Origin of the sequence: Pseudomonas sp. OF001, assembly GCF_904426495.1 — a bacterium.
Lineage (GTDB): Bacteria > Pseudomonadota > Gammaproteobacteria > Pseudomonadales > Pseudomonadaceae > Geopseudomonas.
This window is the reverse complement of record NZ_CAJGBM010000034.1, coordinates 1-14,179: the sequence shown is the minus strand read 5'-3', so window position 1 is coordinate 14,179 and position 14,179 is coordinate 1. Positions and strand designations below refer to the sequence as shown.

Here is a 14,179-nt window from a genome sequence, read left to right as displayed (position 1 = left end):
GCGCGGGCAAACGGTGCCTATAGTCCCGATGGGGGGCGGTGAAGTCAATCGGCGCCATTTTCTGCCGCTCTCGGCCCGTTGGCCCGTTCGAGGCGCTCCAGCCCGACGAACGGACAGTCGGCGAGCAGTGCCTGCAGCGGCTGGCCGTCGGGCAGGCGCAGATCCGGGGCGATCTCCGCCAGCGGATAGAGGACGAAGGCGCGGGCGTGCATATGGTAGTGCGGCACGCTCAGGCGCTCCTCGTCCAGTTGCAGGTCGCCGAACAGCAGGATGTCCAGGTCCAGGGTGCGCGGTCCCCAGCGCTCGGCCTTGCGCTCGCGGCCCTGCTCGCGCTCGATGGCCTGCAGGGCGTCGAGCAGCGCGAGCGGGGCGAGGTCGCAGTCCAGCGCCGCCACCGCGTTGACGTAACGCGGCTGGTCGGCCGGGCCGAGCGGGTCGCTGGCGTACAGCGAGGACACCGCGGCCAGCCTGCACTGCGGCAGGCGGCCGAGGGCTTCGAGGGCGGCCTCGAGTTGCTGCACCGGCTCGGCCAGGTTGCTGCCCAGGCCGATGTAGACGCGGGTCATCGCCGGCTCACTCCTGCCCGTGGCCGCTCGGCGCATCGCTGCGGCGCTTGCGCGGGCTGCGCCGGCGCTTGCGCGGCGCGGCCTTGTCGCGGCCCTCGCCCTCGCTGAGGGCGCGGATCATGCCGCGGCGCTCGCTGTCGCTGGCGTCCTGGTAGCGCGTCCACCAGTCGCCGAGGCCGCCGGTTTCCTCGCCGGCCTCCTCGCGCAGCAGCAGGAAGTCGTAGCCGGCGCGGAAGCGCGGATTCTCCAGCAGCAGGTCGGCGCGCTTGCCGTGGCGGCGCGGCAGGCGCTCCTGCATGTCCCAGATCTCGCGCAGCGGCAGGGTGAAGCGCTTGGGGATGGCGGTGCGCCGGCACTGCTCGCTGATCACCTCGTGGGCGGCTTCCTGCAGGGCCGGCAGCGCCGGCATGCCGCGCGCCTGCAGCGCCGCGGCGCGTGCCGGCAGGGCCGGCCAGAGCAGGGCGGCGAACAGGAACGCCGGGGTCACTGGCTTGCCCAGGCGGATGCGCTCGTCGGTGTTGGCCAGCGCCTGGCGGATCAGCGCGCCGGCGTACTCCGGTTCGGCCTTCAGCGCCGCGGCGCTGGCCGGGAACAGCGGGGCGAACAGGCCGTAGTCGCAGAGCATCTCGAAGGTGCGCTCGCCCTGGCCGGACAGCAGCAGCTTGAGCACCTCGTCGAACAGGCGCGCCGAGGGAATGTCGTTGAGCAGCGGCGCCAGGCGGCGGATCGGTGCGGCGCTGTGCTTCTCGATGTCGAAGTCGAGCTTGGCGGCGAAGCGCACCGCGCGCAGCATGCGCACCGGGTCCTCGAGGTAGCGCTGCTCGGGATCGCCGATCAGGCGCACCAGGCGGCTGCGGATGTCGTGCACGCCGCGGGCGTAGTCGAGGATGCGCTCGCTGGCCGGGTCGTAGTAGAGGGCGTTGATGGTGAAGTCGCGGCGCTGGGCGTCGTCTTCCTGGCTGCCGTAGACGTTGTCGCGCAGGATGCGCCCGCTCTCGTGGCGCGCGGCCTGGGCGCTGTCCTCGTCGTCTTCGCCCTGCGGGTGGTGGGCGCGGAAGGTGGCCACCTCGATGATCTCGCGGCCGAAGTGCACGTGCACCAGCTTGAAGCGGCGGCCGATCACCCGTGCGTTGCGGAACTCGGCGCGCACCTGCTCGGGAGTGGCGCTGGTGGCCACGTCGAAGTCCTTGGGCGTGATGCCCAGCAGCAGGTCGCGCACGCAGCCGCCGACCAGGAAGGCCTGGTAGCCGGCCTGCTGCAGGCGCTCGACCACGTTCACCGCGTTGCGGCTGATCTGCTCGCGCTGCAGCGCGTGCTGGCTGCTGCCGAGCACCTCCGGCGTGGTGCGAACGGCGCGGGCGCGGCGCAGGGGAGAACGGATGGACTGGAACAGCTTCTTCAGCATGGGCGACAGGGTACCGGGATAGGGCGGGAGCGGGGACGGCCCCGCGCGATGGTGGCGGATTCTAGCACTGGCTGGCGGCGATGGTGAACGCGGGGGCGGTAGCGGCCACCCCGGCAGGCGGCGGTGGGGCAACGCCTCAGCCGTCGGTGGCGGCGCCCGACTTGCGACGCGGGATGCCCAGGCGCTGGCGGCGCTCCCACAGGCACTTGCGACTGATGCCGAGCTTGCGCGCCAGCTCGGTCTCGGTCATGTGGTCCTGGTGCTCGAGGACGAAGTGCTGGAAGTAGTCCTCCAGCGACAGGTTCTCCGCCGGCTCGCTGCCGCTGCTGGTCGGCAGGCTGTGCAGCTCGCCGGCGAAGTCGTCCTCCAGCTCCAGCTCGACGTCGATGCCCAGCAGGTCGAGCGGGATGCTGTTGCCCTCGCAGAGGATCACCGCGCGCTCGATGGCGTTCTCCAGCTCGCGCACGTTGCCCGGCCAGTTGTAGTGGCGGATCGCCCGCAGCGCCTCGGGCGAGAACTGCAGGGCCTCGCGGCCCATGCGTGCGCACTGGCGTGCCAGGAACACGCGGGCGATGTCCAGCACGTCGTCCTCGCGCTCGCGCAGCGCCGGCAGGCGCAGCGAGATGACGTGCAGGCGGTAGTAGAGGTCCTCGCGGAACTGGCCGTTCTTGGCCAGGTTCTTCAGGTCGCGGTGGGTGGCGGCGATCAGGCGCACGTCGACCTTCTGCGACTGCACCGAGCCGACCCGGCGGATCTCGCCCTCCTGCAGCACGCGCAGCAGGCGCGCCTGGGCCTCCAGCGGCAGCTCGCCGATCTCGTCGAGGAACAGGGTGCCGCCGTCGGCGGCCTCGACCAGACCGGTGCGCCCGGCGGTGGCGCCGGTGAAGGCGCCCTTCTCGTGGCCGAACAGCTCCGACTCGATCAGGGTCTCGGGGATGGCCGCGCAGTTCACCGAGATCAGCGGCGCCTTGGCGCGCCGCGACAGGTTGTGCAGGGCGCGCGCCACCAGCTCCTTGCCGGTGCCGGACTCGCCCTGGATCAGCACGGTGGAGTCGGTCGGCGCGACCTTGCGGATCTTGCCGAACAGGTCCTGCATCGCCGCGCAGCGGCCGATGATGCCGATTTCGCCGGCGGGCTCGGCGCTGTCGCCGGCGGGCGCCGGGGCGCTGGCGCCCGGTACGGCAGCCGGTTGCTGGCGCTCGCGGAGGATGCGCGCCACCGCCTGGAGCATCTCGTCGTGGTCGAACGGCTTGGCGATGTAGTCGATGGCGCCGAGCTTCATCGAGTCGACGGCCGAGCGCAGGCTGGCATAGCTGGTCATGATCAGCACCGGCGTGCCGCCGGCCAGGCCGATCAGCTCGGTGCCGGGGGCGCCGGGCAGGCGCAGGTCGCTGACCACCAGGTCGAAGGCGGGGATGCTGTAGCGCTCCTGGGCTTCCTGCACCGAGCCAGCCTCGCTGACCTGGTACTGGTTGCGCTCCAGCAGGCGGCGCAGCGCCGAGCGGATGATGGTTTCGTCTTCGACGATGAGAATATGTGCCATGTCTGTTCAGCTCTCGCGACGTGCTCGGAAGCGTCTGGATCCTGTCGGTGCCGGTCTCTGCAGACGGCTTGGCGAGGGCGCGCCGGGCTTCCGGCGGGGTGGCCGCCCGGGCGTTGCGCGTGCAGTGTCCATCGGCTTCACGGGGTGTCGGCAGCCAGCGGGCCGCCATAGCGCGGCAGGCTGATCCGGATGCGCGTGCCGCGCTGGCGTTCCGGGTCTGCCGGGCTGTCGATGGTTATCTGTCCATAATGCTCCTCGACGATCGAATAGACCAGTGCGAGGCCCAGGCCGGTCCCTTTGCCGGGGTCCTTGGTGGTGAAGAAGGGTTCGAACAGGCGCTCGACGATCGACTGCGGGATGCCCGGCCCCTCGTCCTCGACCATCAGCTCGACGCTGTCGGCGCCGGCCTCGCTGCGCACGCGGATGGCGCCGCCGGGCGGCGAGGCGTCGCGGGCGTTGGACAGCAGGTTGATCAGCACCTGGGCCAGGCGCTGCGGGTCGCCCTCGACCCAGTGCTGCGGGTCGCACAGGTTGAAGTAGTGCACGTCGTAGTCGCGGTTGAGCGACAGCAGGCCGATCGCCTCGCGCGTCACGTCGGCCAGGCACACCGGCTCGCTGGCCTGCTGGCGGCCGCCGGCGTGGGCGAAGCTCATCAGCGACTGGACGATGCGGGTGATGCGCTTGGTCTGCTCGATGATCTGCGCGCAGGTCTCGCTGATCTCGGCGTCGCCTTCGCGCTCCTCGCGCAGGTTCTGCGCCAGGCAGGCGATGCCGGTGACCGGGTTGCCGATCTCGTGGGCCACGCCGGCGGCGAGGCGGCCGATCGAGGCCAGGCGCTCGGAGTGGATCAGGCGATCCTCCAGCAACTGGGTCTCGGTGAGGTCCTCGACCAGCAGCACCAGGCCGCTGGTGCCGGGGGCCAGCGGCTCGTCGATGGCCGCCTTGTGCAGGTTGAGCCAGCGGGTCTGGCCGTCGAGGGCCAGGCGCTGCTTGTGCAGGTGCTCGTCGGGCGCTTCGCTGAAGGCGGTGAGCAGGCCGCACCAGGGCTCGGGCAGGGTGGCCAGGCGCGAGCCGACCACGCGCTGCGCCTCGATGCCGGTGAGTTCCTCCATGGCGCGGTTCCACTTGAGGATCTCCTGGTCCTGGGCCAGCGAGCAGACCCCCATCGGCAGCTCCTGCAGGGTCTGCCGGTGGTAGCGGCGCAGGGCGTCGAGTTCGGCGGCCAGGCCGGTCAGGCGCGACTGGTAGTCCTCCAGGCGGCTCTCGATGAAATGGATGTCCTCGGTGACATAGGTGTCGTCGGCGGCCTTGTAGGGCAGGAAGCTCTCGACGATGTCCTGGGCCACGCTCGGCCCCATCAGCCCGGACAGGTTGGCCTCGATGCGGTCGCGCAGGCGGCGCAGGGCGTAGGGGCGCTGCTCGTCGAAGGGCAGGCCGAGGTCGCGCAGGGCCTGCTCCACCTCGCGCTGGGCGGTGCGCGCGCCGAGCGGCTTGGCCAGCTCGGCGGCGAATTCCTGCGGCGAGGCGGCGACCAGCTCGCGGCGCTGCGGGCGGCGCACGTTGTCCACCGCGCAGGTCTCGGCGGCGCCCTGTTCCTCGGCGCTCGGCTCGCTGAACAGCGAGACCAGGGTGAACACCAGCACGTTGACCGCCAGCGAGGCGATCGCCGCCAGGTGCCAGCTGGTGTCGTCGAGCACGTAGACCATGTCCAGCAGCGGCAGGTAGAAGCCGGGCAGGTTGCCGATCAGCGGCAGCAGCATGCTGATGATCCACACGCTGGCGCCGGCCAGCAGCCCGGCGATGAAGCCGCGGCGGTTGGCCGCCGGCCAGTACAGCACCGACAGCGCGCCGGGGAGGAACTGCAGGGTGGCGACGAAGGATACGGTGCCCAGGTGCGACAGCTCCTGGCCCGAGTCGATCAGCAGGTAGAAGCCGTAGCTGCCGGTGATGATCGCGACGATCAGGCCGCGGCGGGTCCACTTCAGCCAGCGGTAGATGTTGCCCTCGGCCGGCGGCTGGTACAGCGGCAGCACCACGTGGTTGAGCACCATGCCCGACAGCGCCAGGGTGACCACGATGAGCAGGCCGCTGGAGGCGGACAGCCCGCCGATGTAGGCGGCCAGCACCAGCCAGGGGTTGCCGACGTCCATGCCGATGCCCAGGGTGAAGTATTCCGGGCTGGTGGCGACGCCGAGCTTGAGGCCGGCCCACAGGATCGGCGGCACCGCCAGGCTCATCAGCAGCAGGAACAGCGGCAGCGCCCAGCTGGCGCTGACCAGCGCGCGCGGGTTGAGGTTCTCGGCGAAGGCCATGTGGAACATGTGCGGCATGACGATGGCGGCGGCGAAGAACACCAGCAGCAGGGTGCGCCAGGGACCTTCCTGCAGCGGCGTGTGCAGGGTGGTCAGCGCCTGCTGGTTCTGCAGCAGCCACTGCTCGAGGCCGGCCGGACCGTCGAACACGCCATACAGGGCGTACAGGCCGATGGCGCTCATCGCGCACAGCTTGACCAGCGACTCGAAGGCGATCGCCAGCACCAGGCCCTCGTGGCGCTCGCGGGTGGCGATGCGCCGCGAGCCGAAGAGGATGGTGAACAGCGTGATCAGCGCACAGAAGCCCAGCGCCACGCGGGTCTGCACGCGTTCGCCGGTGATGATGCCGATGCTGTCGGCGACCGCCTGGATCTGCAGGGCGAGCAGCGGCAGCACGGCCACCAGCATGAACAGGGTGGTCAGGGTGCCGGCCCAGGTGCTGCGGAAGCGGAAGGCGAACAGGTCGGCCAGCGAGGACAGCTGGTAGGTGCGGGTCAGGCGCAGGATCGGGTAGAGCAGCACCGGGGCGAGCAGGAAGGCGCCGGACAGGCCCAGGTAGATGGCCAGGAAGCCGTAGCCGTACTGGTAGGCCAGGCCCACCGCGCCGTAGAACGCCCAGGCGCTGGCGTACACGCCCAGCGACAGGGTGTAGACCAGCGGGTGGCGCACCAGCGCGCGCGGCAGGGGGCTGCGTTCGGTCAGCCAGGCGAGGCCGAACAGCACCACCAGATAGACCGAGCTGATCAGCAGCAGATGGGAAACGTCAAAGCTCGTCGGCATCGCGCTGGCTCTGGAGGATGAAGGTGACGACGATCAGGATCAGCCAGAGCATGTACGGCCGGTACCAGGCGCCGTTGGGGTCGATCCACCAGTCCATGATGGCCGGGGAGAACAGGTAGATCCCCACCACCAGGAGCAGGACCAGCCGGTAGATATACATGAGGTGCCTCGTCTTGGGATGCCCGGATGGTAACGGAGGTGCGGGAGAAGCAGAAGCCGGTAACGGTCGGGTTGCGCCGTCAGTGCAGCTGTGCTTCGGCGAGGCCGGTCCGGCGCGGGATGGCGGCCGGCTGCCAGTGGCGTACGCCCCAGGCCAGCACCTCGGCGGCGCTGCCCTGCTCCAGTCCTGCCGGCGGCTGCTGGCCGAGGGCGCGCAGGGCGCGGGCGAGCAGGGCGGGCGCCTGGTCGGCGGGCAGCGGTGGCGAGCGGTAGGACTTGCCGAGCTTGTGGCCGTCGGGCTGCAGCAGCAGGGGGATGTGCAGGTAGCGCGGCTGCGGCAGGCCGAGCAGTTCCTGCAGGTACAGCTGGCGCGGGGTGGAGTCGAGCAGGTCGGCGCCGCGCACGATGTCGGTGACGCCCTGCCAGGCGTCGTCGAGCACCACCGCCAGCTGGTAGGCGTACAGGCCGTCGCGGCGGCGGATGATGAAGTCGCCGACCTCGCGGGCCAGGTTCTGTGCATATGCGCCCTGCACGCGGTCGACGAAGCGGTACTCGGCATCCGGCACGCGCAGGCGGATCGCGGCGTCCGCCAGCGGCCGAGCGGCATCGCGGCAGGTGCCGGGGTAGATGGCGTGGCCTTCGAGCTGCTTGCGCGAGCAGCTGCACGGATAGGCCAGGCCTCGGTCCAGCAGGTCGGCCACCGCGGCGGCGTAGGCGCCGTGGCGGTCGCTCTGCCGTTCCACCGGACCGTCCCATTCGAAGCCGTAGGTCTCCAGGGTGCGCAGGATGGCGTCCTGGGCGCCGGGCACCTCGCGCGGCGGATCGAGGTCCTCCATGCGCAGCAGCCAGCGGCCGCCGGCGGCGCGGGCGTCGAGCCAGGAGGCGAGGGCGGCGACCAGCGAGCCGAAGTGCAGGTAGCCGCTGGGCGTGGGGGCGAAGCGGCCGGTGTAGGCGGTGGCTGGGCTCATCGGCGGGCATTCGGCTGGAAGGGCGGAGCGACAGCGGCCCGTGCCGCGCGGGTCGGCAGGGGCCGGAAACAGCACGGGGCGCCGTGGCGCCCCGTCGCGGGTCAGGAACCCAGCTGCTTTTCCTTGATCTCGGCGAGGGTCTTGCAGTCGATGCACAGGGTGGCGGTCGGCCGCGCCTCGAGACGGCGGATGCCGATCTCGACGCCGCAGGAGTCGCACCAGCCGTACTCGTTGTCCTCGATCAGCTGCAGGGTCTCGTCGATCTTCTTGATCAGCTTGCGCTCGCGGTCGCGGGTGCGCAGCTCCAGGCTGAACTCCTCTTCCTGGCTGGCGCGGTCGGCCGGATCGGGGAAGTTGGCGGCCTCGTCCTGCATGTGGTGCACGGTGCGGTCGACTTCCTCCATCAGCTGCTTCTTCCAGCCGTTGAGGATGCCGACGAAGTGGGCGCGCATCTTGTCGCCCATGTACTCCTCGCCGGGAGTCTCCTGGTAGGGCTCGAAGCTGCGGATCTGGGTGCTTTTGTCTTGGGTATTGGTCGGCATGATCTGTCCGCCTCTCACGTTCGCTGATCCCGTGCGCAGGTTGTGTCCATCAGCGGCATTTTAGCCGTCCCTGCGGTTGCAAGCGGGCGAACCTACCAGAATCGCCGGGTGGATGCCAGTCCGGGGCGCACACGCTCTGCCACGGCGTGTGACAGTTGGCTAGAATCCGCTTTTGCCCTATCGAGGAGGGCCGCATGGCTCCGTCCTACAGTGCGCGCAGTCGCGCCATCGAACCCTTCCACGTCATGGCCCTGCTGGCGCGCGCCAACGAGCTGCAGGCCGCCGGCCACGACGTCATCCACCTGGAGATCGGCGAGCCGGACTTCGCCACCGCCGAGCCCATCGTGCGCGCCGGCCAGGCCGCGCTGGCCGCCGGGCAGACCCGCTACACCGCGGCGCGCGGCCTGCCGGCGCTGCGCGAGGCGCTGGCCGGCTTCTACGCCAGCCGCTACGGGGTGAGCGTGAGTCCCGAGCGCATCCTGATCACCCCCGGCGGCAGCGGCGCGCTGCTGCTGGCCAGCGCCCTGCTGGTCGATCCGGGCAAGCACTGGCTGCTCGCCGATCCCGGCTATCCGTGCAACCGCCACTTCCTGCGCCTGGTCGAGGGCGATGCCCGGCTGGTGCCGGTGGGGCCCGAGGACAACTACCAGCTGAGCCCCGCGCTGATCGAGCGCCACTGGGAGGCCGACAGCGTCGGCGCGCTGGTCGCCTCGCCGGCCAACCCGACCGGCACCGTGCTGTCGCGCGCCGAGCTGGCCGCGCTGTCGGCCGCGCTGCGCGCGCGCGGCGGCCACCTGGTGGTCGACGAGATCTACCACGGCCTGACCTACGGCCTCGATGCCCCCAGCGTGCTGGAAGTCGACGACGGCGCCTTCGTGCTCAACAGCTTCTCCAAGTATTTCGGCATGACCGGCTGGCGCCTCGGCTGGCTGGTGGCGCCGCAGGATGCGGTGCCGGAGCTGGAGAAGCTGGCGCAGAACCTCTACATCAGCGCGCCGACCGTGGCCCAGCACGCCGCACTGGCCTGCTTCGAGGCGGAGACCCTGGCGATCCTCGAGGCGCGCCGCGCCGAGTTCGCCCGCCGCCGCGACTACCTGCTGCCGGCCCTGCGCGCGCTGGGCTTTCGCATCGCCGTCGAGCCGCAGGGCGCCTTCTACCTGTACGCCGACGTCTCGGCGTTCGGCGGCGACTCCTACGCGCTGTGCCGGCATCTGCTGGAGACCGAGCACGTGGCCATCACCCCGGGGCTGGACTTCGGCCGCCACCTGGCCGACCGCCACGTGCGCTTCGCCTACACCCAGGGCGTGCCGCGCCTGGAGCAGGCGGTCGAGCGCATCGCCCGCGGCCTGAGGACCTGGCGGCCCGATGCGCTTTGACCCGCCGCTGGAGGAGGGGCGCCTGCTGCGTCGCTACAAGCGCTTCCTCGCCGACATCGAGACCGCGGCCGGCGAGACGCTGACCATCCACTGCCCGAACACCGGCTCGATGCTCAACTGCATGGCCGAGGGCGGGCGGGTGTGGTTCAGTCGCTCGAATGATCCGAAGCGCAAGCTGCCCGGCACCTGGGAGCTGAGCGAGACGCCGCAGGGCCGCCTGGCCTGCGTCAACACCGCCAGAGCCAATGCTCTGGTCGAGGAGGCGCTGCGCGCCGGCGTCATCGCCGAGCTGGCCGGGTTCGCCGGGCTGCGCCGCGAGGTGCGCTACGGCGTGGAGAACAGCCGCGCCGACTTCCGCCTCGACTATGCCGAAGGCGTCGCCTTCGTCGAGGTGAAGAGCGTCACCCTGGGCTTTCCCGGCACGCCGGTGGCGGCCTTCCCCGATGCGCGCACCGAGCGCGGCAGCAAGCACCTGCGCGAGCTGGCCGCCCTGGCGCGCCAGGGCGTGCGGGCGGTGCAGCTGTACTGCGTCAACCTGGCGGGCGCCCGGGCGGTGCGGCCGGCGCAGGAGATCGACCCGCACTACGCCGCGGCGCTGCGCGAGGCGCTGGCGGCCGGGGTGGAGGTGCTGGCCTACGGCGCCGAGCTGTCGCCGCAGGAGATCCGTCTGGCCCGGCGCCTGGAGGTGCTGCTCTAGCCAGCGGCTACAGGGTGACCCAGATACCGCCGTCCTGCTCGCGGCAGGCCAGCGCCGCGAGGCTTTCCCCGGCGCAGGGCCCGGCCACGCACTCGCCGCTCTCGATGAGGAACAGCGCGCCATGGGTGGCGCACTGGATCAGGCTGCCGCTGTCGTCGAGGAACTGGTCGGGCTGCCACTCCAGCGGAATGCCGCGGTGCGGGCAGCGGTTGCGGTAGGCGTACACCCGGCCCTCGCGGCGCACCAGCAGCAGGCTGGTACCGGCAATGCTGGCGCCCCGGCTGGCGCCTTCGGGTAGTTGCTGGCTGTCGCACAGGCGCTGCTGATCCATTCCGATTCCCCCCTCGTGTCTGCCGATTATCCCCAGCGTCGCGCATTCCTGCCAGGTCGGGGCTGGCCGCGGCCGCTGCGGGCTCTTATCCTGCAGCGCTGATTTCCCCGGCAGAGCCTTGCGCCATGCATTCCCCCGTCCCCGGCCGCGTGCTGATCCCCGCCCTGCTGCTGCTGCTGGCGCTGGCCTTCTGGCTGGCGCTGGCGCTCGGCCCGGTGAGCCTGTCGCTGGGCGACAGCCTGCGCGCCCTGCTGCGCCTGGCCGGCCTGCCGCTGGCGGGCGCGGGGCTGGAGCAGGCCGAGCTGATCGTCGGCCAGATCCGCCTGCCGCGCGCCCTGCTCGGCCTCGCCGTGGGCGCGGTGCTGGCGCTGTGCGGGGTGGCGATGCAGGGACTGTTCCGCAACCCGCTGGCCGATCCCGGCCTGGTCGGCGTGTCCAGCGGTGCGGCCCTCGGTGCGGCGCTGGCCATCGTCGGTGCTGCGCTGCTCGGTGGCGCGCCGGCCTGGCTGGCGCCCTGGCTGCTGTCGGTCTGCGCCTTCGCCGGCGGGCTTGGTGTCACCGCGCTGGTCTATCGTCTCGGCCGCCACGACGGCGAGACGCGGGTGGCGACCATGCTGCTGGCTGGTGTCGCCGTCACCGCGCTGGCGGGGGCCGGCATCGGCCTGTTCAGCTACCTGGCCGACGACGCCACCCTGCGCAGCCTGACCTTCTGGAACCTCGGCAGCCTCAACGGCGCCAGCTACGCGCGGCTGTGGCCGCTGCTGCCGGTGGCGGCGGCTGTGGCGCTGTGGCTGCCGCGCCGCGCCGCGGCGCTGAACGCCCTGCTGCTCGGCGAGTCGGAGGCCCGCCACCTCGGCTTCGAGGTCGAGCGGCTCAAGCGCGAGCTGGTGCTGTGCACCGCGCTGGGCGTCGGCGCGGCGGTGGCGGCGGCGGGGATGATCGGCTTCGTCGGCCTGGTGGTGCCGCACCTGGTGCGCCTGCTCAGCGGCCCCGACCATCGCCTGCTGCTGCCGGCCGCCGCACTGGCCGGTGCCGCCCTGCTGCTGCTCGCCGACCTTGCCGCACGCCTGCTGCTGGCGCCGGCTGAGCTGCCGCTGGGCACCCTCACCGCGCTGCTCGGCGCGCCCTTCTTCCTCTACCTGCTGCGCCGGGAGCGATTCTGATGCTGTGCGCCGAAGGCCTGCAGGTGTGCCGTGGCGGCTGCCCGGTGCTGAGCGGGATCGACCTGCAGCTGCGCCCCGGCGAGCTGTTCGGCGTGCTCGGCCCCAACGGCGCCGGCAAGAGCACCCTGCTCGGCGCGCTGTGCGGCGAACTGGCGCCTTCCGCCGGACGGGTGCTGCTGGACGGCCGCCCGCTGGCCGCTTGGGCCGGGCGCGAGCGGGCGCAACGGCTCGCCGTGCTGCCGCAGAGTTCGACGCTGAGCTTCGCCTTCCGCGTCGACGAGGTGGTGGCCATGGGCCGCCTGCCCCATGCCAGCGGCCGCCAGCGCGATGGCGAGATCGTCGCCGCGGCACTGGCGGCGGCGGACATCGCCCACCTGGGCGGACGCAGCTACCTGGCGCTGTCCGGCGGCGAGCGCCAGCGCGTGCACCTGGCGCGGGTGCTCGCCCAGCTGTGGCCGGGCGCGGCAGGCCAGGTGCTGCTGCTCGACGAGCCGACCGCGATGCTCGACCCGCTGCACCAGCACGCCATCCTGCAGGCGGTGCAGGCGCTGGCCGCGCGCGGCGTGGCGGTGCTGGTGATCCTCCATGATCTCAACCTGGCGGCGCGCTACTGCGACCGCCTGCTGCTGCTCGCCGGCGGCCGCGTGCAGGCCCTGGGCACCCCGGGCGAGGTGCTGCAGCCCGAGCCCATCCGCGCCGTGTTCGGTCTCGAGGTGCTGGTGCAGCGCCACCCCGAGCGCGGCCATCCGCTGATCATCGCCCGCTGAGGAAGAACGTCGATGCGCATCCTGCTGCTGCTCTGCCTGACCCTGCTGGCCGCCTGCCAGTCCTCTCCGCCGTTGCCGCCGCTGCCGCAATGGCAGGGCCCCGAGGGGCGCGGGCATGCCGAGCTGGGGGCGATCGTCGACCTGCGCAGCGGCGAGCGGCTGACCCCGGCGCAACTGGTCGAGCGCCTGGCGCCGGCCAGACGCCTGCTGGTCGGCGAGCGGCACGACAATGCCGACCACCACGCCCTGCAGCTGTGGCTGCTGCGGGCGCTGGAGCGCCGCCGCGCACCGGGCAGCCTGCTGCTGGAGATGCTCGAACCCGACCAGCAGGCGTCGGTCGACGCCGTGCGCGCCCGGGTGGCGCGCAGCCAGTGGCCGGCCGACCTGCCGGCGGCACTGGCCTGGCAGAAGGGCTGGGACTGGCAGCAGTACGGTGCGCTGGTGCGCCATGCCCTGGCCCGGCCGGAGCCGCTGCTGGCCGCCAACCTGACCCGCGCCGAGGTGATGCGGGTCTATCGCGAGGGTGCGCCGTTGCCGGGGGCGTCCGCGGGTGCAGCGGCGGTGCGCGAGGCGCTGCTCGGGCAGATCCGCGAGGCGCACTGCGATCTGCTGCCGCCGGGGCAGCTGCCGGCCATGCTGGCGGTGCAGCAGCAGCGCGACCGGCGCATGGCCGAGCGCCTGCTGGCGGCGCCGACCCCGGCGGTCCTGCTGGCGGGTGGCTATCACGTACGTCGCGATCTCGGCGTGCCGCTGCACCTGGCCGATCTGGGCGCGGGCGGGGGTGTGCTGGTGCTGCAGCTGGCGGAAGTCGGCCAGCCGGTCGGTGCCGACCAGGCCGACTTCGTCTGGTACACCCCGGCGCCGCCGCCGCAGGATCATTGCGCCGGCCTGCGCCCGGCGCGCTGAGGAGGGGCCATTCCGCCAGGCAAAAAAAGGGTTCATCGCATTTTCCCGGGGAAGGCGGCCTTGATTTTCAGGAAAAAGTAATCGGCGTCCCTGAAGCCATAGGCCATGCGCTTGATCACCTTGATCCGGTTGTTCACCCCCTCCAGCAGGCTGGTGTGCATGTGGAATCGTGCACTGGCGAGGATGCCCCGGGCATAGCGCTGGAGGTTGCGGGCAAAGCGTTGTAGCGGCGCCAAGCCGCTCTCCCGGGCATGTCTCAGCCAGATTCGCCAGCGCCGCCAGCCCTCCCGCACGCTGGGCGCATACCAGACCTCCTTCAACGCATCCTTGAGCACATAGACCGTAGCCAGTGGCTGGTTGGCCGCCAGCAATTCCTGCAGCCGAACGGCATGGTCCTCCTTCAGGTTCTCCCGGTTGCGCAGCAGCAGCCAACGACTCTGTTTGACCACTTGGCGAGCGGGCTTGTCATGGCGCAAGGCATTGGCCTGGTCTACCCGGATGCGGTCGATCACGTCGCGTCCGTAGCGGGCGACCACATGGAACAAGTCGTACACAACCTCGGCCTGAGGGCAGTGCTGTTTCACTTCCAGGTCGAAGGCCGTATTCATGTCCATCGCCACAGCCTCGATCTGCTGGCAGCGCTCACCGAGTTGCTCGAAGAACG

The 14,179-nt window shown here is 71.6% G+C and carries 14 protein-coding genes; 5 read left to right on the top strand and 9 right to left on the bottom strand.

All coding sequences use genetic code 11. The features are described from left to right. Positions 1 to 44 precede the first annotated feature (44 nt). The 7 genes from folK to dksA all read right to left on the bottom strand — a co-directional run bounded on the left by folK (position 45) and on the right by dksA (position 8,275). Positions 45 to 566: a 2-amino-4-hydroxy-6-hydroxymethyldihydropteridine diphosphokinase gene (folK, locus tag RA210_RS16100; RefSeq protein WP_136489978.1), complete on the bottom strand. Its 522-nt coding sequence runs from the start codon at positions 564 to 566 to the stop codon at positions 45 to 47. Positions 567 to 573: 7 nt separating this feature from the next. Beyond that, positions 574 to 1,971, bottom strand: a complete 1,398-nt coding sequence (locus tag RA210_RS16095) for a polynucleotide adenylyltransferase PcnB (protein ID WP_136489979.1) — start codon at positions 1,969 to 1,971, stop codon at positions 574 to 576. A 136-nt stretch (positions 1,972 to 2,107) separates the two neighbouring features. Then, on the bottom strand, positions 2,108 to 3,514 hold the full coding sequence (locus RA210_RS16090; RefSeq protein ID WP_136489980.1) for a sigma-54-dependent transcriptional regulator: 1,407 nt from the start codon (positions 3,512 to 3,514) through the stop codon (positions 2,108 to 2,110). A gap of 137 nt (positions 3,515 to 3,651) precedes the next feature. Beyond that, the gene (locus RA210_RS16085; RefSeq protein ID WP_201487282.1) at positions 3,652 to 6,606 is read right to left on the bottom strand and encodes a sensor histidine kinase; all 2,955 of its coding nucleotides are present in this window, start codon (positions 6,604 to 6,606) and stop codon (positions 3,652 to 3,654) included. After that, a complete protein-coding gene (locus tag RA210_RS16080) occupies positions 6,590 to 6,766 on the bottom strand; it encodes a hypothetical protein (protein WP_136489982.1) in 177 nt (58 codons plus the stop codon). Before RA210_RS16080 ends, RA210_RS16085 begins: the two co-directional genes overlap by 17 nt. A gap of 79 nt (positions 6,767 to 6,845) precedes the next feature. After that, complete coding sequence (gluQRS, locus tag RA210_RS16075; RefSeq protein WP_136489983.1) at positions 6,846 to 7,733, bottom strand: tRNA glutamyl-Q(34) synthetase GluQRS; 888 nt, start codon at positions 7,731 to 7,733, stop codon at positions 6,846 to 6,848. Positions 7,734 to 7,834: 101 nt separating this feature from the next. Then, positions 7,835 to 8,275, bottom strand: a complete 441-nt coding sequence (dksA, locus tag RA210_RS16070) for an RNA polymerase-binding protein DksA (RefSeq protein WP_136489984.1) — start codon at positions 8,273 to 8,275, stop codon at positions 7,835 to 7,837. A gap of 194 nt (positions 8,276 to 8,469) precedes the next feature. Here dksA and RA210_RS16065 point away from each other — a divergent pair, with 194 nt between their 5' ends. Together RA210_RS16065 and sfsA are read left to right on the top strand one after the other, a co-directional pair. Next, positions 8,470 to 9,651, top strand: coding sequence for a pyridoxal phosphate-dependent aminotransferase (locus RA210_RS16065; protein WP_136489985.1), 1,182 nt, complete (start codon positions 8,470 to 8,472; stop codon positions 9,649 to 9,651). Beyond that, a complete protein-coding gene (gene sfsA, locus RA210_RS16060) occupies positions 9,641 to 10,348 on the top strand; it encodes a DNA/RNA nuclease SfsA (RefSeq protein ID WP_201487281.1) in 708 nt (235 codons plus the stop codon). Before RA210_RS16065 ends, sfsA begins: the two co-directional genes overlap by 11 nt. A 7-nt stretch (positions 10,349 to 10,355) precedes the next feature. On the opposite strand, the gene RA210_RS16055 is transcribed toward sfsA, so the two are convergent. Then, positions 10,356 to 10,679: a Rieske (2Fe-2S) protein gene (locus RA210_RS16055; RefSeq protein ID WP_136489987.1), complete on the bottom strand. Its 324-nt coding sequence runs from the start codon at positions 10,677 to 10,679 to the stop codon at positions 10,356 to 10,358. 125 nt (positions 10,680 to 10,804) lie between these two features. On the opposite strand from RA210_RS16055, the gene RA210_RS16050 reads away from it, so the two are divergent. From RA210_RS16050 to RA210_RS16040, 3 genes are read left to right on the top strand one after another with little or no spacing between them, the layout of a single operon-like run. Continuing rightward, positions 10,805 to 11,842, top strand: coding sequence for a FecCD family ABC transporter permease (locus tag RA210_RS16050; RefSeq protein ID WP_201487280.1), 1,038 nt, complete (start codon positions 10,805 to 10,807; stop codon positions 11,840 to 11,842). Beyond that, a complete protein-coding gene (locus tag RA210_RS16045) occupies positions 11,842 to 12,609 on the top strand; it encodes a heme ABC transporter ATP-binding protein (protein ID WP_201487279.1) in 768 nt (255 codons plus the stop codon). Before RA210_RS16050 ends, RA210_RS16045 begins: the two co-directional genes overlap by 1 nt. A 12-nt stretch (positions 12,610 to 12,621) precedes the next feature. Then, positions 12,622 to 13,515, top strand: a complete 894-nt coding sequence (locus tag RA210_RS16040; RefSeq protein ID WP_201487278.1) for a ChaN family lipoprotein — start codon at positions 12,622 to 12,624, stop codon at positions 13,513 to 13,515. Between the two features lie 32 nt (positions 13,516 to 13,547). Here the strand turns inward: RA210_RS16040 and RA210_RS16035 are convergent. After that, positions 13,548 to 14,179: ISL3 family transposase (locus RA210_RS16035; RefSeq protein ID WP_201487277.1), on the bottom strand; the 632-nt coding region annotated here is incomplete at its 5' end.